Below are 26,323 nucleotides of genomic sequence, written 5' to 3'. Positions count from 1 at the left end.
CCATGCGGTGACGGCATCCATGCGCGTCGGCCGCGATTGATCTGATCAGGTGAAGGCATCAGGTCGAAATCGGAGGCGCGCGGGATTTCGGCCGGGCGACGGCGGTTGTGCCGAGCGGTCCGGAAAACCGGCGCGGCGGATTGGCAAGCGAGGCGCGCTCGCCGGCAAGCCACGCCTCATCGTTCGGCGGCGGCAGGATGACCGATGCTGCAAGCAGGCAGACTTCGCAGAGCGGTTTTGCCGCCGGCATCCGGTGGCCGTGGTTCCCTTCGGAACAGATATCGGCAAATGTGCCGTCCGGCAGCCGATAGGCTTCGCTGTAGGAATCGAGCGGCGCTGCCGCCTCAACCGGCTGATGGGCAAACCCCAGCGAAAGCAGCAGCATGGCGCAGAAAATGCGCGTCCAGCCCGCCGCCCTGTTCAGTCCTGCCGTCATTGTTCGCCTGTCCGATCCACGCCGGGATAACCCAAATCGAGATAAAGCGCAAAAGCCCTTTTGTCGCGTGATAGCTGACCCATATCGTCCTGCATTGCATTAGATCAAATCGCGTTTGCTGCGTTGCGACAAAAATCTTGGTGCCCGCGACATGGGGGCTTGCCAAACCGCGATCGAGGTCGATAATACCGCCCAGACTCGCTGGGAGAAGCCGCTTGAATGCGGTGCCGAAGGAGCAACCGCCCCGGAAACTCTCAGGCAAAAGGACCAGCAGTCGACCGACAGGAACTCTGGAGAGAAGCCTGAAAAAGGCTCGCCGAAGGGATAACAATCTCAGGCAAAAAGGACAGAGGGGGCTCATAACCGGTGCATCACTGCGCCTGAATCTGAGCCGGCGCGTCATCCGCGCCAACCCTGGAGGCGTCCTTGGACGATCAGACCGTTCTCAAGACAACCCCGCTTCACGCCCTCCATCTGTCGCTTGGCGCCAGGATGGTGCCGTTTGCCGGCTACGACATGCCGGTGCAATATCCGGCCGGCGTGCTGAAGGAGCATCTGCACACCCGCACCGCCGCCGGCCTGTTCGACGTCTCCCATATGGGCCAGGTCGTCATCCGGGCGAAATCCGGCGCTTACGAGGATGCGGCGCTTGCGCTCGAAGCCCTGGTGCCGGTCGATATCCTCGGCCTGAAACCCGGCCGCCAGCGCTACGGCTTCTTTACCGACGACAATGGCGGCATCCTCGACGACCTGATGATCACCAACCGCGGCGATCATCTTTTCGTCGTCGTCAACGCCTCCTGCAAGGATCAGGACGTCGCGCATATGAAGGCGCATCTGACCGGCTGCGACATCGAACTCCTCGAAGACCGGGCGCTTCTCGCCCTCCAGGGGCCGCGTGCCCAAGAGGTCCTGGCCGCGCTCTGGCCTGATGTCGTCGACATGAAGTTCATGGATGTGCGTGACGCGCTTCTCCACGACGCGCCCTGCATCGTCTCCCGTTCCGGTTATTCCGGCGAGGATGGGTTCGAGATCTCGGTTCCGGCCGACCAGGCCGAGCAGATCGCCAAGGCGCTGCTCGAGGACCTGCACTGCCAGCCGATCGGCCTTGGCGCCCGCGATTCGCTGCGGCTGGAAGCCGGCCTCTGCCTCTACGGCAACGACATCGATACCACCACCTCTCCGGTCGAGGCGGCGCTCGAATGGGCGATCCAGAAGGCCCGCCGGGCCGGCGGCGAGCGCGCCGGCGGTTTTCCGGGCGCTGCCCGCATTCTCGACGAACTGGAAAACGGCACCTCCCGCCGCCGCGTCGGCCTGAAACCGGAGGGCAAGGCGCCCGTCCGCTCCCATGCGAAACTTTATGCCGATGCGGAAGGACGGACCGAACTCGGCGAAGTCACCTCCGGCACTTTCGGCCCCTCCGCCGAAGGCCCGGTCGCCATGGGCTACGTCCCGGCCCGCTTTGCCGAACCCGGCTGCCAGGTTTTTGCGGAAGTGCGCGGCAAATACTTAGCCCTCACCGTCTCTGCCCTGCCTTTCATCACCCCTACCTATAAACGCTAAAAGATCTTCCGGAGAGAACCATGCTGAAATTCACCGCCGAACACGAATGGCTGAAGCTCGAGGACGGTGTCGCGACCGTCGGCATCACCGCCCACGCCGCCGAACAGCTCGGCGACCTCGTTTTCGTCGAACTGCCGGAGGTAGGCAGCCAGCTTTCCAAGGACGGCAATGCTGCGACCGTCGAAAGCGTCAAGGCCGCCTCCGACGTCTATTGTCCGCTCGACGGCGAAGTCACCGAGGTCAACCAGGCGATCGTCGACGACCCGTCGATCGTCAATTCGGACCCGCAGGGCAAGGGCTGGTTCTTCAAGCTCAAGCTCAGGAACACCGCCGACGCCGATGCGCTGCTCGACGAGGCCGCCTACCAGGACCTGATCGCATGACCACCGACTCGACCGATTTCCATTTCACCGATTACCAGCCCTACGATTTCGCCAATCGCCGCCATATCGGCCCCTCGCCGACTGAGATGACCGAGATGCTGAAGGTCGTCGGCTACAAAAGCCTCGACGCGCTGATCGACGCGACCGTCCCCTCCTCGATCCGCCAGACGGTGCCGCTCGCCTGGGGGCCGGCGCTGACCGAACGCGAGGCGCTCGACAAGCTGCGCGATACGGCCAACCGCAACAAGGCGCTCGTCTCGCTGATCGGCCAGGGCTATTACGGCACCATCACCCCGCCGGTCGTCCAGCGCAACATCCTCGAAAACCCCGCCTGGTACACGGCCTACACGCCCTACCAGCCGGAAATCTCCCAAGGCCGCCTCGAAGCGCTCCTCAATTTCCAGACGATGATCTGCGACCTGACCGGCCTCGACGTCGCCAACGCCTCGCTGCTCGACGAGGCGACAGCCGCCGCCGAGGCGATGGCGCTCTGCCAGCGTCAGGCGAAGTCGAAGGCGACCGCCTTTTTCGTCGATGCCGCCTGCCATCCGCAGACGATCGCGCTGATCGAAACCCGCGCCGCGCCGCTCGGCTGGACCGTGATCATCGGCGACCCGATGACCGATCTCGACCCGGTCGACGTGTTCGGCGCAATCTTCCAGTATCCCGGCACCAACGGCCATGTCCGCGATTTTTCGGGCCTGATCGCCCGCCTGCACCAGACGGGCGCGGTCGCTGCCGTCGCCGCCGATCCGCTGGCGCTGACGCTGCTCAAATCCCCCGGCGAAATGGGCGCCGACATCGCCATCGGCTCGTCGCAGCGTTTCGGCGTGCCGGTCGGTTACGGCGGCCCGCACGCGGCCTATATGGCGGTCAAGGATGCCCACAAGCGCGCCATGCCCGGCCGCCTGGTCGGCGTCTCGGTCGACAGCCGCGGCAACCGCGCCTACCGCCTGTCGCTGCAGACCCGCGAACAGCATATCCGCCGCGAAAAGGCGACCTCGAACATCTGCACCGCCCAGGTCCTGCTCGCCGTCATGGCCTCCATGTACGGCGTCTTCCACGGCCCGGACGGCCTGAAGGCGATCGCCCAGCAGGTCCACCGCAAGGCCGTGCTGATGGCCAAGGGCCTCGAAAAGCTCGGTTATGTCATTGAGCCCGACACGTTCTTCGACACCATCACCGTCGAGGTCGGCCACATGCAGGGCCTGATCATGCGCGCCGCGGTCGCCGAGGGCGTCAACCTCAGGAAGGTCGGCGAAACCCGCATCGGCATGTCGCTTGACGAACGCACCCGGCCGGCGACGCTCGAAGCCGTCTGGCGGGCTTTTGGCGGCAATTTCAAGGTTTCGGATTTCGAGCCGACCTGGCGCCTGCCGACCGCGCTCCTGCGCAAGTCGGACTACATGACCCACCCGATCTTCCACATGAACCGCGCCGAAAGCGAGATGACCCGCTACATCCGCCGGCTCTCGGACCGGGACCTGGCGCTCGACCGGGCGATGATCCCGCTCGGCTCCTGCACGATGAAGCTGAATGCGACGGCGGAAATGCTGCCGATCACCTGGCCGGAATTCGCCGATATCCACCCCTTCGTACCCGCGGACCAGGCCCTGGGCTACCGGGAAATGATCGACGACCTGTCGCAGAAGCTGTGCCAGATCACCGGCTACGACGCCTTCTCCATGCAGCCGAATTCCGGCGCGCAAGGTGAATATGCCGGCCTGCTCACCATCCGCAACTACCACATCGCCAACGGCGACACCCATCGCGACGTCTGCCTCATCCCGACCTCCGCCCACGGCACCAACCCGGCCTCGGCCCAGATGGTCGGCATGAAGGTGGTCGTGGTCAAGGTCCGCGACAACGGCGATATCGACCTCGACGATTTCCGCGCCAAGGCCGAACAATATGCTGCCAACCTCTCGTGCTGCATGATCACCTACCCCTCGACACACGGCGTTTTCGAGGAAACGGTGCGCGAGATCTGCGAGATCACCCACAGGCATGGCGGCCAGGTCTATCTCGACGGCGCCAACATGAACGCCATGGTCGGGCTTGCCCGCCCCGGTGACATCGGCTCCGACGTCAGCCACCTCAACCTCCACAAGACCTTCTGCATCCCGCATGGCGGCGGCGGCCCCGGCATGGGTCCGATCGGCGTCAAGTCGCATCTCGCCCCGCACCTCCCCGGCCACCCGGAAAGTGACGGCCGGGAAGGCGCGGTCTCGGCCGCCCCGTTCGGCTCGCCGTCGATCCTGCCGATCTCCTGGTCCTACTGCCTGATGATGGGCGGCGAAGGCCTCACCCAGGCGACCAAGGTGGCGATCCTCAACGCCAACTATATCGCGGCCCGCCTGAAGGGCGCCTACGACGTGCTCTACAAGTCGGAGGCCGGCCGCGTCGCGCATGAATGCATCATCGACACGCGGCCCCTGAACGCATCCGCCGGCGTCTCCGTCGACGATGTCGCAAAGCGCCTGATCGACTGCGGTTTCCATGCGCCGACCATGAGCTGGCCGGTTGCCGGCACGCTGATGATCGAGCCGACCGAGTCGGAAACCAAGGCCGAGCTCGACCGCTTCTGCGACGCGATGCTGGCGATCCGCGAGGAAGCCCGCGCCATCGAGGACGGCCGCATGGACCGCACCAACAATCCGCTGAAAAACGCCCCGCATACGGTGGAAGACCTGGTCGGCGAATGGGACCGCCCCTATAGCCGCGAACAGGCCTGCTACCCGCCGGGCGCCTTCCGCGTCGACAAATACTGGTCCCCGGTCAACCGCGTCGATAATGTCTATGGCGACCGCAACCTCGTCTGCACCTGCCCGCCGCTGGAAGCCTATGCGGAGGCGGCCGAGTAAGAGCTGTCCGAAGGCACGGCCCCAGGCTTATCCCTGGGGCTGTCCCCGATGGAAATTCAACGGCACCCACACCCATAACCCTCCCCTTGTGGGGGTCCGGAGGACGGGACGGGGCAAGACCCGTCCCCGGTTGGTGGCCGGCAGGCGGGAGGGGTTTTTGATCCCGGATAAAGGCCCCGCCCCACCGCTCCCTGCAAAAGAGACGGCCCCCCGCATCGCCCCGCTCCGTTCCGGCACATCTGTGCCGCGCCGCGCTACGCTTCCCTTACCCTTCCCGTTCAGCCTTCCTTGAAGCTCTTGCCGTAAAACGCATCCATCGGGTTTCGGGGATGATGGCGATGGGTCTGTCGGCGGTGATGAACATTGCGGTTTCGGGCATGCAGGCCCAGGCCAAACGGCTTGCGACCGCCGCCCACAACATCGCCAATGCCCAGACGTCGGGCTATAACCGCCTCGACACCCATGTCTCGACCCAGACCGACCCCGGCGGCGTCACCACCACCGTCACCCCCTCCACATCCGTCACCTTCCCCGACAGCTCGAATGTCGACATGGCCAGCGAAATGCTCGACGCCATCACCTCGGCACAGGGATTTGCCGCCAATGCTGCGGCGTTCGAGACGGGCGCGGACATGTGGGACGTGCTGATGAGCATCAAGCGGGATTGAATTTCTTCCGTCGCTCATAAGCATAAGCTGAAGATATTCACTTTGGTCACTGAGTTAAATACTATTGTCGCAAAAATTGCGCCAGCTATCGCGATAACTCCTATAGCTAACAGCGCGCCTTGATGCCAAACGATGCGTGAGTCTAAGCTCCCGAAAATGTCGGTAAATTGGTGAGAAATATCGACGAAATCACGCAGTAATTTTTGTTTCTGTCTACGGATGTCGGACTTAATGGCCCGAAGTGTAATCCATTGGTTGGCGCAGGAAGCGATAAGCAAAGTTGCGAAAAGCCAAGCACCGCAGACGATAGCCAAGTTTGCCCACGCCTCGACGCCACAAGCGCTGACAGCCTTTAACTGTGTAGCAACGACGACCGTTGCGACTGGAAGCCCCAGTAATTGCCCTTGTATATCTACAAATGTTTTGTGAATTTTATTTAAATATTCGCTCTGAGCATTTTCCACTTCGCCGCGTATTTTTGTATAGGAAAAACTAGAAGCGAATAGTTGGTAGCCATCCTTAACTCGACGCGCTAGTTCTGACACGTTTTGCGCTAAGTATAAAAACCGGTTATCTCGGCTCTGCGAGGAAGCAAAAGATACCACGGCGTCGGAAAAGATCGATAGCCGCTGCTCCTCATGAAATTCTCCCTCTAGCGCGGTTTTCAAATCATCGATGCCTTGCTGATCAAGCCAACGTAGATCTTTCGATTTAAAATTAATCGGAATCTCAATCTTTTTTTCCTTGAAATATACGAGCGTTGAATGAGGAACATCCAGGAACAAAGCCGCCTTAGCAAACAACTGAACCAATTGGAGCGCTGAACGATAAGCTAACGCAATAGTTGTAGCTGCCGCAGTTTTTGAATGACTCCTGTCTTCCTTTATAAAGTAGTTCTGAGGTTCCTTAGTCCGGGCGTCGGGAGACAAAAGAAGAGCATCCCAATTGTCCGCTAAAACACCCAGTGCTAATCGCGGCGGTCCGACACGTGCTTTAATTTCATTACCAACTTGGATAGTACGGATGTCTACCAACGCCGCTAAATTTGCATCAATTGCCGCTCGATCCGACGTCTCAACTAAATTGAAGACTTGGAGGATCCTATCGTCAGCTATCTCAACAATGGCGATTTCACTATCAATCCAGCGTGTGTGTTGATAGATTCTCAGCAGATCGTCCCAAACGATAGCGTCAGCCATCGGAAATCTCTTCCGTCAGTTCACTCCTCATGTCGTCAGGAACGTCCAAAAGCGTAATCGTGTTCTCTTTGGGGTCGTAGCGAACTTTCCCCGTATGAAGCGCTTTGCGCTCGAACTCTACAGACCAGTTTGCAGTTTTCTTTTTAAAGGAGACTAGCCCCTTTAGGGCGCGCCGGTCGGCGACAAAGCCGTCATTTAGGCGACGATTGGGGTCGCTTACGGTTCTCTTCGTTGAAAAAAAACGCGAAGAATACATGTCCGCCCGTGGATGCAGCCTTTGCTTGAGCATTTTTCTGCAGCGTGTTCATCAAGGTTATTGTTAGGGCGCTAAAATCTAGCTGGTCCTCCAAATATCTCTTCAGAACAAGCGAAGTTGGATAATTAATAACGTCTTGGGCGAATTTTCCATAAGCTTTAGAGGGCCGCCTTGCATAAAGCTTATGTAATTCATCAACTAAACGTTGAACCGTGTTCGTGACGACAATAGCGTTATTACCTGGAATAACGCGATAAACATCATCTACTCGTTGTAAATCATGGATCGCAACATTGGATATTATATTAGCCATTTATTCCTCCATGCCCAAGCTGAAATACTCTCTTAAATTGTGTCGATTCGCCAGAAATTTCTATAATTGGCACTGGAGGAAATGGTTTTGATGCGGTGGTAATTTTTGAGATTATTAAGTCGCAATTTTTTTCATCCCCGCCCTCCCAACCCATGCCTACAATCCCCCCGTTCCGTCGCGGATACACCGCAAGGCGTTGCGGCGAGGCGGAGCCGGCGCGGGTCATGGGGAAACGACGTAAGTCCTCATGATCCGGGTTCGCGGAAAATGGTCTCCCTCCGGCGACACGGGGAGAGATGGAGGCAAACGGACCGAGCCTTCGTCTCTTGATGCCCGAAAGAGCGCGCCGGGCGTGCCTGTGCGGCACACAGGGTGGTCGACCCGGATGGTTTCGCCGGATTCCTGAAGTCCGACCGATACCATCGGAGCAACCGGCGGCGACATTCCGTCCGGGAAAGCCACGGCAGAGGGACCGCAGTCGCGGGCATAAACCGCCGAACGGGGCGCTGAGAGGTGTCACCTATAAACTAACTTAAGAGGCAGCTCTCAGCGCCCTGGCCGATCCTCGCCCTCGGGTTAAACCCGACGGTCGCCCGAGGATGACGAAAAGAAACCGAAGATCGCCAAGGGGGGAGTATGTCCATGAGAGCCGTCGAGGTCCCCTCACCCCGCCAGCTTCTTGTCCTCGGCTTGAACCCGGGGACCGCCCTCGATATCCACCACCGCGAACGCGGCCGCGATGACCTCCGGCCCGGCGCCCGGGCGGGTGGCGTCGGTGGAAAGGATCTGGCGAAACCGCCGCGCGCCGGCAAAACCCTGAAACAGCCCGACCATGTGCCGGGTGACGTGATGCAGGCGCCCGCCGCGCCCGATCAGCTCGGCCGCGTAATCCATCATCGTGTCGCGCAGCGCCGGCCAGTCGGCCTCGGGACTGGCAACCTCCGCAGGGTCGGCACCTGCCAGCAACGCATCCACCCCGGCCAGCAATCCGGTATTGTGGTAGGCGGCGCGGCCGAGCATGACGCCGTCCATAGGGCCGAGATGATGCGCTGCCTGTTCCAGATCGGCGATGCCGCCGTTGATGCCGATGAACACGCCGGGATTTTCCCGTTTCATGGCATGGACGAGGCTGTAGTCGAGCGGCGGGATTTCGCGGTTTTCCTTCGGCGACAGTCCCTGCAGCCAGGCCTTGCGGGCATGGATCCAGACGGCATCGGCGCCGGCGCCGATCACCCGGGCGAGAAAATCCGGCAGGACCTGCGCCGGCTCCTGGTCGTCGACGCCGATCCGGCATTTCACGGTGACCGGCACGGTCGCCACCCGCTTCATCGCCTCGACGAGGCCGGCCACATGCGCCGGATCGCGCATCAGGCAGGCGCCGAACGTGCCCGACTGCACCCGGTCCGACGGGCAGCCGACATTGAGGTTGATCTCGTCATAACCGTAATCGGTGGCGATCTGCACCGCTTCGGCAAGCTTGGCCGGATCCGAACCGCCGAGCTGCAGCGCGACCGGATGTTCCTGAGGCGAATAGGAGAGCAGCCTCTCGCGCGGCCCGAAAATGATCGCATCCGCCACCACCATCTCGGTATAGAGCAGCGCCCTTTTCGACAGCTGCCGGTGCAGGAAACGGCAGTGCCTGTCGGTCCAGTCGATCATGGGGGCGACCGCGAAGACTTTTTCGCGACTAAAATATTGATTTTTCATGGCGTTCCAAAATTGCGTCAAGGCGTGTGTTCAAACCGCGCCGCCTTGTTTGGACCACTCTGTAGCACTTCCGACCATTTGAAACCATTCCCTCTCGCCCGCTACGCCTGGAACGATCGCCGCCTTCGCCGGTTAGCGGTCACGACCAGCAAAGAGGAAAACGCAATGGCAGAAACATCCGAAACCCGCGCCATCTTCGTGACCGGCCTCAAGAATGCGCATGCCATGGAAAAGCAGGCGCTGTCGATCATGAAACCCCAGGTGTCGCGGATCGAAAACTATCCGGAGGTCGCCGCGCGTCTTGAATGGCATATCCGCGAGACGGAGGGACAGGTTGCAAGACTGGAAGACGTCCTCGAAAGCCTTGCGGAAGGTCATTCGTCGCTGAAGGACATGGCGCTGTCCCTGACGGGCAGCATGGCGGCCATCGGACACGCCGTTACCGGCGATGAAATCATCAAGAATTCTCTTGCCAATTTCGCTTTCGAAAATTTCGAGATCGCTGCCTACAAGTCCCTCATCACCATCGCCGAACATGGCGGTTTTCCGGGCTTGGTGCCGGTATTGAGGCACAACCTCGACGAAGAGATCGCCATGGCCCGGTGGCTGGACGACAATCTCGAAAGCGTCACGATGAAGTTCGCCTCGCTGAAGGAAGCGGGCCTGAGCGCCAAGGTATGATCGCCATGCGTCACCGGCCGATCCGGCGACTGTCTTCATCCCTCGTTGCGGACAAAACCACTCGCTCGAAGATTTCGATGAATTCAGCCGGTTGCGGCAGGCCCCCTGACATGCGGACGCATGTCCTCCGGCCACGGCCTCGCCCCTCGGGCAACTCAGCCAAACGCGATTTCTTCGGCGGACCGCTCGATATCCTGGCGCCGATGCCGCCTGGGGCGTCCTTTGCCGGCCAGGATGAAATCGAGCTCCGCGGCGAACGGTCCGAACCGGTCGATGAGCCGCTGGGCTTCCTGGGCGCTCAGGCCATAGTTGCGGACGAGATCCTCTGCCGCATATGTCGGTTTCCCGCCAGTCGGACCGGCTGTCTCGAGGGACTGGGGATCTGACTGCGCCAGGGCGGGCGACGGGGTCGGCCTTGCTGAAGGCTGCACGGGAGGCGAAGGATCGGGGATGGGTTGTCTTGGTGGCTGGTGCATGACTTTTTTCTCTTTCGAAATGTCAACAACACAGCGCCGAGATGGTTCCGGGCCGATGCGGCCGCGAAGCTCGCCGTCTTTTCAACTATCGTTTCAAATCATGCGCCGGCGTGACCGACGCCATCTCGATCGTCGGCATGCGCCACCCTCCCCCGGAGGAGCGAGCGCAGAGAACCGCAGCTCGAACCGGATCGCGAACACCTCGTCGCGATCCGGTACCCGAGCGATTGCCGATGCCCTATTCGTTGATCTCCGGCTCGACGACCCGCGCCAGATTTCGCAGCGACTCCTGCCAGCCGAGATAGCAGGCCTCCGGCGGAATGACGTCCGGCACGCCTGCCTGTGTTATGTTCACCTCGGTCCCGACGGAAACCTTCTTCAGCGTGACGGTCACCTGCATTTCGCCGGGCAGGTTGGGGTCGTCGAACCTGTCCGTGTAGCGCAGCCGCTCGCCCGCAACGAGTTCGACATATTCGCCGCCGAAGGCGTGGCTGTTGCCGGTCGTGAAGTTCCTGAAGGACATTCTGAATGTTCCGCCGACTTTCGGTTCCAGGTGATGCACCGTGCACAGGAAACCGTTGGGCGGAAGCCACTTGGCGAGGGCGTCGGCCTCGATGAAGGCGCGATAGACCTTTTCCGGGCTGGTCGCCAGGACGCGATGCAGGCTTATGGTATTCGGCATGGTCGTGATCCTTTCTGGATTGGCTTGGACGACTCTAAGGACGAACGGCATTTTGCCAATCCGACATCGGATCGATTTTTTCGACGCAAGAATTTTCGGCCTTCCCGGCTGCACGGTTTCGGCCGTGGTGCCCGACGAGGCCCGCTGTCATCTCGATGCTTGCTGCCGCAACCCGACCGGCAAGCGACCGGAAAGGGTCGCTGGCGGAAGATCGCCGGCTTCAAGAATGTGCCACGAACACGGACTGTCAGGCCGCTTCGCTCCCGCAGCGGACGGCGTCGCATCATCAACCGGACAACCCGATCCGAGCCTTGAAAAGCCGGGAGTTTCCGGCAATTGTGTTAGCTGGCTAATATCCTGCGGCGCCGGCCCGGTTTCTGCCCGGCTTATTGTTTATGAGAATGCCATGCCCTTCGTCATCGCCATCATCACTCTTGCCGGACATATAGCGCTTCTTCTGTGGGGGACGCGCATGGTCCAGACCGGTATCCAGCGTGCGTTCGGGGCGAGCCTCCGGTCTTTTCTCGGTCGCGCGCTGAACAACCGGATCAAGGCCTTCCTGGCCGGAATGGGCGTGACGGCAATTCTTCAGAGCAGCACGGCGACCGGGCTGATGGCATCCGGGTTCGCGGCCGAGGGGCTGGTCGCTCTCGTCCCCGCGCTTGCCGTCATGCTGGGCGCCAATGTCGGCAGCACGCTCATCGTCCAGGTTCTGTCCTTCGACATGGCGGCCGCATCCCCGGCCCTCATACTTCTCGGCGTCCTGATGTTCCGCCGCACGCAGAACCCGCAGGTCCACGACCTCGGTCGTGTGTTCATCGGCCTCGGCTTCATGCTGCTCGCCCTGCATCAACTGCTCGACGTGCTGACGGAATATGCCGGCACGCCGGCTTTTACCGCGGTTCTTTCGGCCGTATCGACCATGCCGCTCCTCAGCCTCCTGCTCGCGGCCGCCCTCACCTGGGCCGCCCATTCCAGCGTCGCGGTGGTCCTGCTGGTCATGTCGCTCTCAGCCCAGGGCCTGATCGACCCCTATCAGGCATTCGCGCTGACCCTCGGCGCCAATCTCGGAACAGCGATCAATCCGGTTGTCGAGGGACAGGCCGGCCGCGATCTGTCGGCGAAACGGCTTCCGGTCGGCAACCTGATCACCAGGGTCGTAGGTGTTCTGGCGGCGCTCGCGCTCCTCTCGCCGATTGCTGGCCTGATGATCCACATCGAGAACGACGGCGCCCGGCTGGTCGCGAATTTCCATACGGCGTTCAATCTCGTGGTCGCGATCGTCTTCATGCCGCTTCTGACGCCCTTCGCCAACGCTCTCGTTAGGCTGATGCCGCAGCGGATCGACGAGAGCGATCCGGGCCAGCCGCGATATCTCGACCCGTCCGCCAAGGAAACGCCGGTCGTCGCGCTGCAGGCGGCGGCGCGCGAAGTCCTGCGGCTGGTCGACGTGCTGGAGGAAATGCTTTCGGGAACGAAGTCCGCGTTGACGAGCACCGATCGCCGCAGCCTCTCGGAATTGCGGCAGAAGGATAACGTCCTCGATCGCCTGAACACGGCGGTCAAACGGTATCTGACATCCATAGATCCCGAGGAGTTCAGCGACAGCGACAGGCGGCGGCTCGACGAAATTCTGCTGTTCTCCACCGGGCTGGAACACGCCGGCGACGTCCTCGACCAGAACGTGCTTCCCCATCTCGCCAAGAGACTGCGCCGGGGCATGACCTTCTCGAAGGAAGGACAGCACGAGTTGAACGGCCTTCTGGACCGCCTTTCGACCAACCTGCGCACCGCCGCGGCCCTCTTCATGTCGCAGGACGAGCGTGTCGCGCGCATGCTCGCCGACGAAAAGATCGTCTTCCGGCGGGCGGAACGCGACGGCACCAACGCGCATTTCAAACGGCTGCGCGACGGGGACATCGAGACGGCGGAAAGCACCTCCCTGCACTTGGACCTGTTGCGGGATTTCAAGCAGATCAATTCCCACCTCGTCGCAGCCACGGCCTATCCGGTCCTGGAACGGCAAGGCGAACTGCTTCAAAGCAGGATCACCCATCAGAACACCGCCGACCAGGTTCAGAACTAGCCGCGGTCACGCTTCTTCCGACCCGCCGGCTTGAAATCGACGAGCAGCGATTTGAGCTCGATCTCGCGAACGCGTCGCGCCGCCTCATCGGGGCTGACCCAGTCGAGGAGGCGCTGGCCCTGTTCCTTGAAATCGGTCCGGACCTGCGTGACCTCGATCTGGAACACGTCGACGATACAGGGAGCCACGTGGCCGTCGTCGAGTTCTTTAAGATAGGTGTAGCGGCCGACCGGTTTCTTTTTCGCCGCCCCGCTCACGCCCGCTTCTTCCCAGGCTTCGGTCGCCGCCGCTTCGAAGGGCTTTTTCCCCTTCATCGGCCATCCTTTCGGGATCACCCAGCGCCCGCTCTCTCGCGACGTGATCACCAGGATCTCGATACCGGGTCCGTCCTTCCGATAGCGAAAGCACAAGGCGCCGTATTGTTGGCGGAACGCACCGCCAAACAGCCTGTCGGGAACTGTCGCAAGCTGCCTGAGCAGCGTCTGGGATTTGTCCGGCCGGGGCTTCCCGGTTTTTTTCGTCGATTTCATGCCGACCAAACTATCGATCTTGCTTGTTGCTTCAATCGCCCGGGCATGTTTATGACAGATTTATGACAGTCAGCCGCATGGGAAGGTCGCATGGCATGATGAGTATTTTTCGCAGGCTGATGCCGCGTGAGGACAAGTTCTTTGAAATGTTTTCCAGGCACTCGAAGACCGTCGTCGCGGCAGCCCATGCGCTCGACCAGCTCCTCAAGGGCAATGACGTCGAGAAGAATTGCGAGCTGATCGTAGCCTTGGAGAACGAGGCCGACGACATTACCCGCGACGTTCTTCTCGCCGTCCGGCGGAGCTTCATCACGCCCTTCGATCGCGGTGACATCAAGGATCTCATCCAGTCGATGGATGATGCGATCGACATGATGCACAAGACGGTCAAGACAATCCGGCTCTTCGAGCAGTCCGGTTTCGATCCGCTCATGCAGCAGATGGGCAGTGAAATCGTCAAGGCGGCAAACCTCGTTTCGGAAGCGATCCCGCTGCTCGACAAGGTCGGCACCAACGCCCAACGCCTGGCGGCAATCGCCGAGGAGGTTACCCGCGTGGAAGGCCGCTCCGACGACCTGCATGATCAGGGTTTGAAAGACCTCTACCGGCGTCACGGGGCGAGCGGCAATGCGATGGCCTATCTGATCGGTAGCGAGATCTACGGCGAGCTGGAAAAGGTCGTCGACCGTTTCGAGGATGTCGCCAACGAGATCAGCGGCATTGTCATCGAGAACGTCTGATGGACGCCTCCCTCGCCTTGCCGCTTCTCCTCGGCCTGATCGCCGTCGCGCTGTTCTTCGATTTCCTCAACGGCCTTCATGACGCGGCCAACTCCATCGCGACGATCGTCTCCACCCGCGTCCTGCGGCCGCAATACGCGGTTGCCTGGGCGGCGTTCTTCAATTTCATCGCGTTCCTTTTCTTCGGCCTGCATGTGGCGGAAACGCTGGGCACAGGCATCATCGATCCTGCGATCGTCTCTCCCCAGGTGATCTTCGCCGCCGTCATGGGCGCGATCATCTGGAATATTCTCACCTGGCTTTTCGGGATTCCCTCCAGTTCGTCGCATGCGCTGGTCGGCGGGCTGGTCGGGGCCGGACTGGCGAAGGTCGGTTTCAGCTCGATCGTCTGGAGCGGTCTCGGCAAGACGGTCGGGGCGATTTTCCTGTCGCCGGCCATCGGCTTCCTGCTTGCCCTTTTGCTGGTGCTCCTGGTTTCCTGGCTTTTCGTCCGGCAAACGCCCTTTGCGGTGGACCGAACATTTCGGGTGATGCAGTTCGTCTCCGCTTCGCTTTATTCCCTCGGCCACGGCGGCAATGACGCGCAGAAAACGATGGGCATCATCGCGGTGCTGTTGTTCAGCCAGGGATATCTCGGCTCGACCTTCTACGTGCCGTTCTGGGTGGTGATCTCGTGCCAATCGGCAATGGCGCTCGGTACGCTGTTTGGCGGATGGCGGATCGTCCATACCATGGGCTCGAAGATCACCAGGCTCAACCCGATGCAGGGTTTCTGCGCCGAAACGGGCGGCGCGCTGACGCTGTTCGGAGCGACCTGGCTCGGCATTCCCGTCTCGACGACCCATACCATCACCGGAGCGATCGTCGGCGTGGGCGCGGCGCGGCGGGTCTCGGCGGTCCGCTGGGGGCTCGCCGGCAATATCGTGATCGCCTGGATCGTGACCATGCCGGCGAGTGCGGCGATATCGGCGACCTTCTACGCCCTTGCCGATCTCCTGCAATAGACGGACTTCCATCCGGTCTTAGTCGCCGCGCAAATCCCGCGGCGACCTCGCGGACATCGATGTCCGGCGGGGGGGTTAGCCGGCCAGCGCCACCGCATCGGCGCCGGCTGGAATATGGGCCGGCGATGACGGATCGGTCGCCGCGAACCAGACCGCCTCGGCCACGTCGAGCGACCGGGTGATCGCCGACTGCTCCTGCTGCCACCCGGCAAAGACGCTCTGCGCCAGCCCGGAATAGGCCTCCGGGAAGCTGAATTCGCCCTGGGCGAGAGACCGCGCGTTCTCCCCGAACCGCGTCTCGGGTGACCTTCCCGGTTGTACGAGGCGCACGCGCACATCGAACTCGTGAAGTTCGAGCGCCAGCCCGTCCGTGAACGCATCCACCGCCGCCTTGCTTGCGGTATAGACCGACAAAAGAGGAAGCGGCTTCAAGGTCACGCTCGATGCCACGTTGACGATGACGCCGCTTCGCCGCTGCCGGAACTGAGGCAGCACGGCCTGCGTCACCGCCATCGTTCCAAGGGTGTTGGTCTCGAAGATCTCGCGCGCGACAGCCATCGGCGTGCCTTCGAGGGCGTTCAGCCAGCCGATCCCCGCGTTGTTGACCAGCACGTCGATCGGTCCCGCGGCATCGATGGCGCGGCGTATGCTTTCCGGGTCGGTGACATCGAGAGGAAGTATCCGGAGATGCTCGGAAGCCGGCAGGATATCCTCGCGCGGCGTGCGCATCGTGGCGATGACCTTCCAGTTCCGGTCGCGGAAATATCTGGCGGTCTCCAGCCCGAACCCGGACGAGCAACCGGTAATAAGAACGGTTTTCATGGCGGCTCCTTCATGTGTTTGCAGCGCCAGACATCTAGACCGGCATTGCCGGACTGACTACAATCAGAAGTCCGTTTGTCATTCGCAAGAGTCCTGAAATGATCGATCCATTTGCGGAAGTCATCACGCTTCTCCAGCCCAGCGTGACTTTGACGAAGCTCGCGAGCGGTGCGGGCGCGTGGCGCGTGGAGCGCCGGGAATCGGGACAACCTTTCTATTGCGCGATCCTGGAGGGTTCGTCTCGCCTTACGATCGACGGGCAGGAGCCGATCGAGCTGCGGGAGGGTGATTTCGTTCTGATCCCCTCGCCTCATGGCTTCACCATGACGAACCTTGAGCCGATGCCTTCGGAGGGCGTCGATCCGCTGACCGTCACCAAATTCGCGGACGAAACAAGGCACGGCAACCCGGACGGACCGCCCGACATCCGTTTGATGGTAGGCCATTTCGTCTTCGGTTCGCCGGACGCGGCACTTCTGGTTTCGCTCCTCCCCGAGCGTGTGCATGTTCGCGGTGAAAGACGGCTCGCCACCCTCGTGAAGCTGCTCCGGGAAGAAGCGCGCGAACAGCGGCCGGCGCGGGACATGATCCTGGCGCGCCTGCTGGAAGTTCTGCTCATCGAGGCGCTCCGCTCCACGGCCGGCGCGGCTGCCCCGCCCGGGCTCCTGCGCGGACTGGCGGATGGCAGGCTCGCCGCGGCGATCCGTCGGATGCACGAAGATCCGACCCAGGACTGGACGGTCGAGCAATTGGCTCGGGAGGCAGCCCTCTCCCGCTCGGCGTTCTTCGACCGGTTCCGTCGCGCCATGGGCATCACTCCGATGGAATACCTGCTTTCATGGCGCATGGCTCTGGCGAAGAACCTTCTGCGGCGCAAGGAAGGCGGCATGAAGGAAATTGCGGAGCGTGTCGGATACCGTTCCGCAAGTGCCTTCAGCGTCGCGTTCACCCGGTTCGTCGGACTGCCGCCGACCCAGTATGCGCGCGAGGAAATGCCGTCATGAGCCCGCATCGGCGGGACCCGGACGATCGCGGCATCTACGGTGGAGCTCGGGATCGTCGGTTATTATTCCCGCGCGTCCGGGATCGTTGCCCGGAGCGCCTCCGAAAGTTGGCGCAGGCTGTACGGCTTCGGCAGGATCTCCACGCCTTCCGCGGTCGCAGCACTCTTGAGCATGTCCGCATAACCGGATGTCAGCAGGATGGGCAGTTTGGGATGGGTTTGCTTGACCTGCTTGGCCAGATCCACGCCGTTGATGCCGCCCGGCATCATGATGTCGGAAAACATCAGATCGGGCTCGCTATCGGACGCGAGCACGTTCAGGGCCGCGGCTGCGCCGTCGACCCGGGTGACGGAATAGCCGAGCTGGTCGAGCATGTCGTTGACCAGCATGGCGACGCTGTCGTCATCCTCGACGACCAGAATTTTTCCCGCAACGCTCCTGTCCGCCTCTCCGTAAGCATGCGGCGAATGACCTCCGGCCAACCCCGCCTCGATCGACCGGGGAAGCCAGAGATCCACGGCTGTTCCGATGCCGGGCTCGCTGTTGATCTCGACCGATCCGCCGGATGCCTCGACGAAACCATAGACCTGGGCAAGCCCCAGTCCCGATCCCTTGCCGATTTCCTTGGTGGTGAAGAACGGCTCGAACACGCGCTTCAGAACCTCGGGCTGCATTCCGACGCCGCTGTCGGCGACGGTGATCTTCACGACGTCGGCTTTCTGGCCAGACGCATCGACGACGGAATTGGACGCGCTGATGACGATCGTGCCGCCCGCGGGCATTGCATCGCGCGCGTTGACGCACAGGTTCAACAGGACGAGTTCCAGTTCCGCCGGGTCGGCCTGTACCGGCCACACGCCCGCATCGACGTCGACATCGATGGTGATATCGCCGCCGAGCGTGCGATCGAGAAGGTCGCGCATCTCGGAAATCTGGCGGCGAAGATCGATCGGCTGCGGCTTCAAAGGCTGCCGTCGGGCAAAGGTCAGCAATTGCCGGGTGAGCGACGCGCCGCGATTGACCGCCTGCAGCATGCCGCTCTTGATCCGCTCCCGCCGCACCGGATCGTCCCGTTTGTCGAGGATGTCCAATCCGCCTGAGATCACCATGAGGAGATTGTTGAAATCATGGGCGACCCCGCCGGTGAGCTGGCCGATCACCTCCATCTTCTGGGCCTGACGCAGCGTCTCCTGGGCTTTCTTCAGCTCCTCGTCGCGAATTTTCTCGTCGGTGACGTCGCGGGCGCTCGAATAAAGCTTGTCATCGACGACGACCGCGACCCAGGAGAGCCAGCGATAATCGCCCTCCCTGGTGCGGCAGCGGTTTTCGAAGCGAAGCACCGGCAGGCCGCGTCCAGCCGCCTGGAAGGCGGTTTCGCTGGCCACGACATCGTCCGGGTGAAGGAGGGCGAGGAACGGCGTGTCCAGGAGCTCCGCCTCGCTGAGGCCGAGTGTTTTCTGCCAGGCGGGATTGACCTTTTCGAACACCCCGCTCTCCACGTCGATCACCGAGAGCAGGTCCGGACTGTATCTCCACGTCCGGCCACGCTCGCGCGAATGCTCCAGAACGCGGCGCTCCAGATCCGCGTTCTGCTCTTCCAGACGGGCGGCGTTTTCTCTCAGGAACGCCTCATGCCGATCCCGCGACAGCCTGATCGACGCCGAAATGCGTCCTACCAGTTCCCGCGCCGAAAACGGCTTGACGAGATAATCATCGGCACCGGCGCGAATACCCTCCAGCCTTGCCTCTTCCCCCGCCCGGGCGGACAGGAGGATGAAGGGCACGTCCTTGAGTTTCTCGTCGGCCCTTATCCTCGACAGCAGGCCAAAACCGTCGAGCCCCGGCATCATCACGTCGGATACGATGAGATCCGGCCTCCTGCGGCGCACCGCCTCAAGCGCCGCCTCGCCGTGAGCCGCCGTCTCGACCGTGAAGCCGGATATCGACAGCAGCCTTTCCACATAGGCCCGCATGTCGGCATTGTCATCCGCGAGCAGGATATGCCCTGTCGGAGCGAGTGTTTCGGCCGCATCGGTACCAGCGGTCTGCGATCTGGAAGCGGAACCGGCGGCGTCACCCGTCGAAAGCCATGACATGGCCTCGTCGACGAAAGCCCGGGTTCTGTCTTCATTGCCCTCAAAGGGCTGGGAAGTCCGGATATGTTCCGGAGGAATATGCGCCTTTCCGAAGGGTATCGAGATTGTGAAAGATGTGCCTTCGCCGAGCCGGCTCTCGGCACGGATTTCCCCGCCCTGAAGATGCACCAGTTCCTGCACCAGGGCGAGCCCGATGCCGGAACCCTCGAAGGACCTTCCTTTGGCGCCCTCTATGCGGTGAAAGCGCTCGAACAGGCGCGGCAATTCCTCCGCCGCTATTCCCGTCCCGGTATCGCGGATGGTGATTTCGGCCTGTTCCTTGTCGTCCGACGCCCGCACGCCGATGCGTATCTCGCCCTGGAACGTGAATTTGAAGGCGTTGGAAAGCAGGTTGAGGACGATCTTTTCCCAGAGATCGCGGTCGAGATACACGGGCTGGGGCAAGTCTGCGATATCGACGACGAGGTTCAGCCCTGCCTGCTCGCACGCCGATCTGAAATTCGATGCCAGCTCGGCGGTCAGGCTGCCGATATCGGTCGGTTCGAACGAGGCCTGCACGCGCTGCGCTTCGATCCTCGAAAAGTCCAGGAGCGTGTTGACCAGTTTTAACAGGCGAAGGCCGTTGCGCTGGGCGACAAGAATTCGCTCCCTGTCCTCGCGGGAAAGCCCCTCGGGCTGTTGCAGCACGTCGGCGAGCGGCCCGAGCATCAATGTCAGCGGAGTGCGGAACTCGTGGCTGACGTTCGAAAAGAACATGGTCTTGCTGCGATCGATTTCCGCCAGCGCCTCGGCCCGCCGCCGCTCGTCGGCGCGCGCGCGCACGGCGCTGACGGCGGCCGAGATCGCGGTCGAAAGCAATTCGTAGAACCCCATATAGGCATCGTCGAACGGCAGGCGCGGCGAGGCCCCGGCCACCACGAAGACCGGAGGCAGGTCCAGTCCAGGGACGGTGATCGGAAGAAGCAGCACGCGCTCCGGCGGCTCCTCATAAGGCCCCGCCCCCTTGAAGAGATCGGAAAACCCGGCGATCCCCAGAGTACTGTCTGCCGTCAACGCCTTCGCCATCAGCCAGGGCGTATCGGAATGGGCGTCGATGGTGGTGATGGGGGCCGGGGGCAAGACCGGCAGGCCGTGATGCCCCGCCAGCATATAGGTGCTTGCATCCGGGGACAGATGGTAGAGAAGGAGAACCGGCAGATCGAATTCGAACTGGGCGAGCACTTCGATTATGCGCCGCAACAGGTCGTCCATGTCCTCTGCCAAAGCCACGCTGGCGTTCAGATCCCGCAGCGCCCGGGTCCGGCGTTCCGCCAGCATGGTCGCCGTCGTCTCCGTCACCGGATGGAACAGGCCGCCGATCTCGCCCGTTTCGTCTCGGATCGGCGAAAGCGAGAAGGTGAAAAACGTTTCTTCCCAATAGCCGTTGCGGGTCAGGAACATCCGCTGGTTTTCGAGGAACGACGTATTGCCTTGCCGCGCCTGGCGAAACGGCTCGCCGATCGCAGGCCAGGCGCTTGCCCAGGTGACGCTATAGTCCTCCCCGAGAGCACGGGGGTGAGCGTCGCCGCACACCGTGCGATACCCGTCGTTGTAGATCTGGGTGTTCTCGTCGCCCCAGATCACGTTGATCGGGAAATTCGAGGCGAGGCACAGGCTGACGGTTGTCTTGAGACTTTGGGGCCACTGATCAATCGGCCCGAGCGGCGTGTTGCTCCAGTCTTTGGTTCGAACGAACTCGGCCATTTCGCCGCCGCCGGCCAGGAAGTCGCCGGTGAGTATCTGCTGTGTCGACAACCAGGTAGCCCCCTTCTGGCACCGGCTTGGGAACCTAACACTCGATACAATGAGCTCCGCAGCTCAGCTGTTGTAATATCCGGTTGGTCCTCTTCGGTCCTCTTGGGCCGCTTCGATGCTGCGATTCCATGGCACTGTTCTCGATGAGAGAGGTCACCGCAGGAACAGGACGGCCCATCCAAGGGCATTCGACGAATCACTAAAATAGCCTAGCATGGACGATCAGGGGTTGAAATTGATCTTGATCAGGCTTCCCCGACCCGGAGCACCGATATCACCGGAGAAATCGCAGCCTCTGAGGGTGTCCTCGGTGTCAAGGCTACAACCCGTTGCCGAATTGATCTGAGCTCGGCAGTGGCTGCAAGGGGCATCTCGAATCCGAAGTTGAGCCTCTCCCCCGCTTTTCCTCCGCGCTTGAAAAAGTGCTAGGATAAACCGGCAAATTGAGGGACAAAGGGCGCCACCTTGTCCACCTCGCGCCCACAGTTTTCCAGGAAGTCTGCCATGCTTGCGACCGTGATCCCCATGCCCGAAACCGTTCTTCTGCCGGTCGAGGGGCTGGCGGAGGGCTTTCCGGTCCGCAGGGTCTATTGCGTTGGCCGCAACTATGCCGACCACGCAATCGAGATGGGCGGCGATCCGTCCCGCGAACCACCCTTCTTCTTCCAGAAGAATGCCGACAATCTCTATGTCGGCGACAGCTTCCCCTATCCGGCGCAGTCGAGCGACGTGCATTTCGAAGCGGAACTGGTGATGGCGCTTTCCGGCGGCGGCGCCGATATCACCCTCGAGGACGCGCTTTCCAAGGTCTACGGTTATGCCGCTGGCATCGATTTCACCCGCCGCGACCTGCAGGACAAGGCCAAGAAGATGAGCCGCCCCTGGGAGGCAGCCAAGGCCTTCGAAAAATCGGCTCCGGTCTCCCCCCTCGTACCGGCTTCAAGGATCGGCCATCCGCAGGCAGGCGCCATCTGGCTCGATGTCAACGGCGCCCGCAAACAGTCCGGCGACCTGAACCAGATGATCTGGAAACTGCCCGAAATCATCGTCGAGCTGTCGAAACTCTTCGTGCTCGCCCCCGGCGACGTGATCATGACCGGCACGCCGGCCGGCGTCGGCCCGGTCCAGCGCGGCGATCGGGTCACCTGCGGCATCGATGGCGTCGGAAAACTGTCGCTGACGGTCGTCTGACGTAAAATTCACCCACACCACATCCGCCGACGAACCAGCCTGGGAGGAGAACCATGCCGCTTTACGCTCTCGGAGAATTTGAACCGAAAACCCCCGGCCCCGACCGTTACTGGCTGGCGCCGGATGCGACCGTGATCGGCAAGGTGGAACTCGGCGAGGATGTCGGGATCTGGTTCGGCTCGGTATTGCGCGGCGACAACGAGCCGATCGTGGTCGGCGCGGGAACGAACATCCAGGAAGGCGTGATGATCCACACCGATCCGCGCTATCCGGTGACATTGGGCGAGAACTGCACGATCGGCCATCACGCGATCATCCACGGCTGCACGATCGGCGACAACTCGCTGGTCGGCATGGGCGCGACGATCCTGAACGGCGCGAAGATCGGCAAAAACTGCCTCGTCGGCGCCAATGCGCTGGTCACCGAAGGCAAGGAATTTCCCGACAATTCCCTGATCGTCGGCTCGCCCGCGAAGGTGACGCGGGTTCTCGACGATGAAGCCGTCGAGAAGCTCAAACAGTCGGCGGTGCGCTACGTCGCCAACTGGAAGCGGTTCGCCCGCGACCTGCGGCTGCTTTAGGCGGCGCAGGCGCCGCACAGCCCGCGGATCTCGATCGTCGTCTTGGCGGGCTTGAAGTTCCTGGCCTTCGCCCAGTCGCCAAGCCGATGATCCACTTCGTGGTCGTGGAATTCCGATACATGGCCGCAGCTCTCGCAGATCGCGAACGCGACGGTGCCGTGCCCGTGGCCATGTCCCTTGCCGCAGCATTCGCTTTCCGGATGGGCGCAGGCAACGAAGGCGTTGAGGCTTTCGAGCCGGTGAACCATGCCGAATTCCAACAGCTTGTCGAGCGCCCGGTAGACCTGCAGAGGTGCGCGAAAACCGTGGTCGCGCAGCCGGTCGAGGATCGTGTAGGCACTCATCGGCGCATCCGACCGGGTCAGCACGTCGAAGACGAGCGACTGGTTCTTGGTCAGCGCCGGAGCGGATGTCGGTGTCGAGACTGGTGCGTTCATCATCGCACTCCTTGGTTGCCGGCCCTGTCGGCCGTGTTTTTCCCCGCCGCCGGAAGCAGGCTTAGAATGAAAAGTAGGAGCGCCGCGACCACAATGGAAGGGCCGGACGGCGTGTCGTAGCTGAGCGAGCCGAACAGGCCGCCGATCACCGCCAGCGCGCCGATCACCGAGGCGAGCACCGCCATCAGTTCCGGGCTTGCCGAAAACCGCCGCGCTGTCGCCGCCGGAATGATCAGAAGCGCGGTGATCAGCATGATCCCGACGATCTTCATGGCGATCGCGATCACCAGCGCCATCAGCAGCATGAAGAGAAGCCTCGTCTGCGCCGGCTTCATGCCCTCCGCCTCCGCCACGTCCTCGCTGACGGTGGATGCGATCAGCGGCCGCCACAGCCAGACGAGCGCCGCCAGCACCAGCACGCCGCCGACCCAGATCAGCGCGATATCGGTCCGGGTCACCGCCAGGATGTCGCCGAACAGGAAGGCGATCAGGTCGATCCTGACCCAGGTCATGAAGGCGACGAGCACGAGGCCGATCGCCAAAGCCGAGTGGGAGAGAATGCCGAGCAGCGCATCCGCCGACAGCGATTGCCGCCGCTGCAGCGCCAGAAGCAGCAAGGACACCACGACCGCGACACCGAAGACGGCGATCAGCAGGTTGATCTGGAAGAACAGCGACAGCGCCACGCCGAGCAGCGCCGAATGCGCCATCGTATCGCCGAAATAGGCCATCCGCCGCCAGACGACGAAACAGCCGAGCGGGCCGGCGGTCAGCGCCACGCCGATACCGGCGATGAGGGCGCGGGTGAAGAAGTCGTCAAGCACGGCCCTCTCCCTTCGCCTCGGCATGATCGCCGTGATGGTGGTGGTGAGGCGGATGGTCGTGATCATGCGCATGGCCGTGTGCATCCCGATGATGGTGCCCGTCATCGGGATGGCAGTGATCGGTTACGGTACCGTCGCCATGCATCACCCGGCCGTCCGGCAGATGCGTGTGATCGTGGTGATGGTTGTAGACCGCCAGCGACCGCGAATTGCCGAAGAGTTTCAGGTAGTCGGCGCTCTGGCTCACCACTTCCGGCGTGCCGCGGCAGCAGACATGGCCGTTGAGGCAGATGACCGTGTCCGTGCCGGCCATGACCATGTGCAGGTCGTGCGAGATCATCAGGATGCCGCAGCCGGTCGTGGTGCGGATCGAACGGATCAGGTCGTAAAGCGCGCTCTCGCCGGCAAAATCGACGCCCTGCACCGGCTCGTCGAGCACCATCAGGTCCGGCTTGCGGGCGATCGCCCGGGCCAGCAGCGCCCGCTGGAACTCGCCGCCGGACAGATGCCGGACCTCGGCATCGATGAGGTGGGGAATGCCGGTCGATTCCAGCGCCGCCAGAAGATCGGCGTCGGCGAGCGGGCCGGTCAGGCGCATCAGGCGGCGCACGGAGAGCGGCATGGTCCAGTCGATTGCCAGTTTCTGGGGGACATAACCGACGCGCAGGCCGGCCAATCTGGCAACCGACCCTTCATCGGGGCGCAGCACCCCGATCGCCAGCTTTGCGGTCGTCGACTTGCCGGCGCCGTTGGGGCCGATCAGCGTCACCACCTCGCCACGGCGGATCGAGAAATCGACGCCCCGCACCAGCCAGCGGCCATCGCGGCGAATGCCGGCATTGGCGAGCGATACGAGCTGGTTTTCGGCTTTGGGCCTGCGAGCCCGATTGGACATCAGCATGTTTTTCCGGATTCCCTGTTGTCAGTGGCTATGACACACGTTATAGCATAACGCAATTGATGTAATAACATTACGATACAATGCAAGGACGCGGCATGAAGCTGGCTTCGATCTCTCTCCTCTCCGCGGCGGTATTGTCCGCCAGTGCAGGCACGGGTTCCGCGGCGCCGGACGTGGTTGTTTCGATCAAGCCCATCCATTCGCTCGTCGCCTCGATCATGAAGGGCGTCGGCGAGCCGAAACTGATCGTCGACGGCGCCGCCTCGCCGCATACGTTCTCGCTGAAACCCTCCAACGCAGCCGCCATCGAAGGCGCCGACGTGATCTTCTGGGTCGGCCCCGGCATCGAGGCTTTCCTCGAAAAGCCGCTGGACGCGCTGGCCGCTTCGGCAACGGTGATAGAACTCGGGGACGCGCCCGGACTGGAAAAACTGCCGTTCCGCGAAAGTGGCGCCTTCGAAGCCCATGATCACGGGCACGAGGCGGAAGAGGGGCACGGTCATGATCATGCCGCCGAGGCCCATGCCGATCATGACGACGACCATCACAATCATGGGGGTTTCGATACGCATCTGTGGCTCGACCCGATGAACGCCAAGGCGATGGCCGAGGAAATCGAAAAGACGCTGGTCAGCGCCGATCCCGCCAATGCCGCCGCCTACCAGGCGAATGGCGCGGCGCTGATGAAGGACCTCGATGCGCTCGACGCCGAACTCCAGGCCACGGTCGCGTCCGTCAGGAACAGGCCCTTCATCGTTTTCCACGACGCCTATCAGTATTTCGAGCATCGGTACGGGGTGAGCGTCGCCGGTTCGATCACCGTCAGCCCCGAGACCATGCCGGGCGCCGAGCGCATCGGCCAGATCCACAAAAAGGTAAAGGAGCTTGGGGCGACCTGCGTCTTCGCCGAACCGCAGTTCGAGCCGAAACTGGTGGCGGTGGTGACCGAAGGCACCCCTGCCCGCTCGGCCACGCTTGATCCGGAGGCAGCGACGCTTAAATCAGGTCCAGGCCTCTACTTCGAGCTGATGCGCGGGCTCGCGAACTCGATGAAGACCTGCCTGTCGCAAGGGACATGACATCAG

General features: G+C 62.1%; 25 protein-coding genes and 2 riboswitches. Of the genes, 12 read left to right on the top strand and 13 right to left on the bottom strand.

Annotated elements, in window-relative coordinates; all coding sequences use genetic code 11:
• Positions 1-58: 58 nt before the first annotated feature.
• Positions 59-436, bottom strand: a complete 378-nt coding sequence (locus J2X76_RS18865) for a hypothetical protein (protein WP_113130800.1) — start codon at positions 434-436, stop codon at positions 59-61.
• Positions 437-628: 192 nt separating this feature from the next.
• Positions 629-716, top strand: a riboswitch (glycine riboswitch).
• Positions 717-796: riboswitch (glycine riboswitch) on the top strand. It begins immediately after the preceding riboswitch.
• Positions 797-862: 66 nt separating this feature from the next.
• Here J2X76_RS18865 and gcvT point away from each other — a divergent pair.
• The 4 genes from gcvT (at position 863) to J2X76_RS18845 (ending at position 5,914) form a co-directional block, all read left to right on the top strand.
• Positions 863-1,999 carry a glycine cleavage system aminomethyltransferase GcvT gene (gcvT, locus tag J2X76_RS18860; protein WP_310218799.1) on the top strand — a complete coding sequence of 379 codons (1,137 nt, stop codon included), beginning with the start codon at positions 863-865 and terminating at the stop codon, positions 1,997-1,999.
• A 20-nt stretch (positions 2,000-2,019) separates the two neighbouring features.
• A complete protein-coding gene (gene gcvH, locus J2X76_RS18855; RefSeq protein ID WP_310218798.1) occupies positions 2,020-2,382 on the top strand; it encodes a glycine cleavage system protein GcvH in 363 nt (120 codons plus the stop codon).
• Positions 2,379-5,246, top strand: coding sequence for an aminomethyl-transferring glycine dehydrogenase (gene gcvP / locus J2X76_RS18850; RefSeq protein WP_310218797.1), 2,868 nt, complete (start codon positions 2,379-2,381; stop codon positions 5,244-5,246). The genes gcvH and gcvP overlap by 4 nt, the downstream gene beginning before the upstream one ends.
• 338 nt (positions 5,247-5,584) lie before the next feature.
• A complete protein-coding gene (locus J2X76_RS18845) occupies positions 5,585-5,914 on the top strand; it encodes a flagellar basal body protein (protein WP_310218796.1) in 330 nt (109 codons plus the stop codon).
• A 14-nt stretch (positions 5,915-5,928) separates the two neighbouring features.
• Here J2X76_RS18845 and J2X76_RS18840 read toward each other — a convergent pair whose 3' ends face one another.
• The 4 genes from J2X76_RS18840 to dusA all read right to left on the bottom strand — a co-directional run bounded on the left by J2X76_RS18840 (position 5,929) and on the right by dusA (position 9,389).
• The gene (locus J2X76_RS18840) at positions 5,929-7,113 is read right to left on the bottom strand and encodes a hypothetical protein (protein WP_310218795.1); all 1,185 of its coding nucleotides are present in this window, start codon (positions 7,111-7,113) and stop codon (positions 5,929-5,931) included.
• Positions 7,106-7,369: a nucleoid-associated protein gene (locus J2X76_RS31645; protein ID WP_405030063.1), complete on the bottom strand. Its 264-nt coding sequence runs from the start codon at positions 7,367-7,369 to the stop codon at positions 7,106-7,108. The genes J2X76_RS18840 and J2X76_RS31645 overlap by 8 nt, the downstream gene beginning before the upstream one ends.
• The gene (locus J2X76_RS18835) at positions 7,305-7,682 is read right to left on the bottom strand and encodes a nucleoid-associated protein (RefSeq protein WP_310218793.1); all 378 of its coding nucleotides are present in this window, start codon (positions 7,680-7,682) and stop codon (positions 7,305-7,307) included. The genes J2X76_RS31645 and J2X76_RS18835 overlap by 65 nt, the downstream gene beginning before the upstream one ends.
• A gap of 663 nt (positions 7,683-8,345) precedes the next feature.
• Entirely contained in the window at positions 8,346-9,389 is a 1,044-nt protein-coding gene (gene dusA / locus J2X76_RS18830; protein ID WP_310218791.1) for a tRNA dihydrouridine(20/20a) synthase DusA, read from the bottom strand.
• Positions 9,390-9,554: 165 nt separating this feature from the next.
• Here dusA and J2X76_RS18825 point away from each other — a divergent pair, with 165 nt between their 5' ends.
• Positions 9,555-10,070 carry a ferritin-like domain-containing protein gene (locus J2X76_RS18825; RefSeq protein ID WP_310218790.1) on the top strand — a complete coding sequence of 172 codons (516 nt, stop codon included), beginning with the start codon at positions 9,555-9,557 and terminating at the stop codon, positions 10,068-10,070.
• Between the two features lie 155 nt (positions 10,071-10,225).
• On the opposite strand, the gene J2X76_RS18820 is transcribed toward J2X76_RS18825, so the two are convergent.
• Positions 10,226-10,546: a hypothetical protein gene (locus J2X76_RS18820; RefSeq protein WP_162732323.1), complete on the bottom strand. Its 321-nt coding sequence runs from the start codon at positions 10,544-10,546 to the stop codon at positions 10,226-10,228.
• A gap of 238 nt (positions 10,547-10,784) precedes the next feature.
• The gene (locus J2X76_RS18815; protein WP_113129232.1) at positions 10,785-11,228 is read right to left on the bottom strand and encodes an SRPBCC family protein; all 444 of its coding nucleotides are present in this window, start codon (positions 11,226-11,228) and stop codon (positions 10,785-10,787) included.
• 406 nt (positions 11,229-11,634) lie between these two features.
• On the opposite strand from J2X76_RS18815, the gene J2X76_RS18810 reads away from it, so the two are divergent.
• The gene (locus tag J2X76_RS18810; protein ID WP_310218789.1) at positions 11,635-13,314 is read left to right on the top strand and encodes a Na/Pi cotransporter family protein; all 1,680 of its coding nucleotides are present in this window, start codon (positions 11,635-11,637) and stop codon (positions 13,312-13,314) included.
• On the opposite strand, the gene J2X76_RS18805 is transcribed toward J2X76_RS18810, so the two are convergent.
• Positions 13,311-13,844, bottom strand: coding sequence for an NUDIX hydrolase (locus tag J2X76_RS18805; RefSeq protein WP_310218897.1), 534 nt, complete (start codon positions 13,842-13,844; stop codon positions 13,311-13,313). The genes J2X76_RS18810 and J2X76_RS18805 overlap by 4 nt on opposite strands.
• 95 nt (positions 13,845-13,939) lie before the next feature.
• Here J2X76_RS18805 and J2X76_RS18800 point away from each other — a divergent pair, with 95 nt between their 5' ends.
• Together J2X76_RS18800 and J2X76_RS18795 are read left to right on the top strand one after the other, a co-directional pair.
• Positions 13,940-14,584 carry a DUF47 domain-containing protein gene (locus J2X76_RS18800; protein WP_310218788.1) on the top strand — a complete coding sequence of 215 codons (645 nt, stop codon included), beginning with the start codon at positions 13,940-13,942 and terminating at the stop codon, positions 14,582-14,584.
• Positions 14,584-15,588, top strand: a complete 1,005-nt coding sequence (locus J2X76_RS18795) for an anion permease (protein WP_310218786.1) — start codon at positions 14,584-14,586, stop codon at positions 15,586-15,588. Before J2X76_RS18800 ends, J2X76_RS18795 begins: the two co-directional genes overlap by 1 nt.
• A 75-nt stretch (positions 15,589-15,663) precedes the next feature.
• Here J2X76_RS18795 and J2X76_RS18790 read toward each other — a convergent pair whose 3' ends face one another.
• The gene (locus tag J2X76_RS18790; protein WP_310218784.1) at positions 15,664-16,410 is read right to left on the bottom strand and encodes an SDR family oxidoreductase; all 747 of its coding nucleotides are present in this window, start codon (positions 16,408-16,410) and stop codon (positions 15,664-15,666) included.
• Between the two features lie 98 nt (positions 16,411-16,508).
• Between J2X76_RS18790 and J2X76_RS18785 the strand changes: the two genes are divergently transcribed.
• Positions 16,509-17,414 (top strand): AraC family transcriptional regulator, encoded by a 906-nt coding sequence (locus J2X76_RS18785; protein ID WP_310218783.1) that lies wholly within the window; start codon positions 16,509-16,511, stop codon positions 17,412-17,414.
• A gap of 62 nt (positions 17,415-17,476) precedes the next feature.
• On the opposite strand, the gene J2X76_RS18780 is transcribed toward J2X76_RS18785, so the two are convergent.
• Positions 17,477-21,304 (bottom strand): ATP-binding protein, encoded by a 3,828-nt coding sequence (locus J2X76_RS18780; protein ID WP_310218782.1) that lies wholly within the window; start codon positions 21,302-21,304, stop codon positions 17,477-17,479.
• Positions 21,305-21,808: 504 nt separating this feature from the next.
• Between J2X76_RS18780 and J2X76_RS18775 the strand changes: the two genes are divergently transcribed.
• Both J2X76_RS18775 and J2X76_RS18770 read left to right on the top strand, forming a co-directional pair.
• The gene (locus J2X76_RS18775) at positions 21,809-22,495 is read left to right on the top strand and encodes a fumarylacetoacetate hydrolase family protein (protein WP_310218781.1); all 687 of its coding nucleotides are present in this window, start codon (positions 21,809-21,811) and stop codon (positions 22,493-22,495) included.
• Positions 22,496-22,548: 53 nt separating this feature from the next.
• Positions 22,549-23,076 carry a gamma carbonic anhydrase family protein gene (locus J2X76_RS18770; RefSeq protein ID WP_310218780.1) on the top strand — a complete coding sequence of 176 codons (528 nt, stop codon included), beginning with the start codon at positions 22,549-22,551 and terminating at the stop codon, positions 23,074-23,076.
• On the opposite strand, the gene J2X76_RS18765 is transcribed toward J2X76_RS18770, so the two are convergent.
• Genes J2X76_RS18765 through J2X76_RS18755 form a run of 3 tightly spaced genes read right to left on the bottom strand, consistent with a single transcriptional unit; the run spans position 23,073 to position 25,238 of the window.
• A complete protein-coding gene (locus J2X76_RS18765) occupies positions 23,073-23,513 on the bottom strand; it encodes a Fur family transcriptional regulator (protein WP_113129229.1) in 441 nt (146 codons plus the stop codon). The genes J2X76_RS18770 and J2X76_RS18765 overlap by 4 nt on opposite strands.
• Entirely contained in the window at positions 23,513-24,337 is an 825-nt protein-coding gene (gene znuB / locus J2X76_RS18760; RefSeq protein WP_310218779.1) for a zinc ABC transporter permease subunit ZnuB, read from the bottom strand. The genes J2X76_RS18765 and znuB overlap by 1 nt, the downstream gene beginning before the upstream one ends.
• Positions 24,330-25,238, bottom strand: coding sequence for an ATP-binding cassette domain-containing protein (locus J2X76_RS18755; protein ID WP_405030062.1), 909 nt, complete (start codon positions 25,236-25,238; stop codon positions 24,330-24,332). The genes znuB and J2X76_RS18755 overlap by 8 nt, the downstream gene beginning before the upstream one ends.
• Positions 25,239-25,333: 95 nt before the next feature.
• Here J2X76_RS18755 and J2X76_RS18750 point away from each other — a divergent pair, with 95 nt between their 5' ends.
• Positions 25,334-26,317, top strand: a complete 984-nt coding sequence (locus tag J2X76_RS18750) for a metal ABC transporter solute-binding protein, Zn/Mn family (protein ID WP_310218777.1) — start codon at positions 25,334-25,336, stop codon at positions 26,315-26,317.
• Positions 26,318-26,323: the final 6 nt, after the last annotated feature.

Origin of the sequence: Neorhizobium sp. 2083, assembly GCF_031455615.1 — a bacterium.
GTDB lineage: Bacteria > Pseudomonadota > Alphaproteobacteria > Rhizobiales > Rhizobiaceae > Neorhizobium.
The sequence above is the reverse complement of the archived record's forward strand: the minus strand, read 5'-3'. Positions and strand labels throughout refer to the sequence as shown.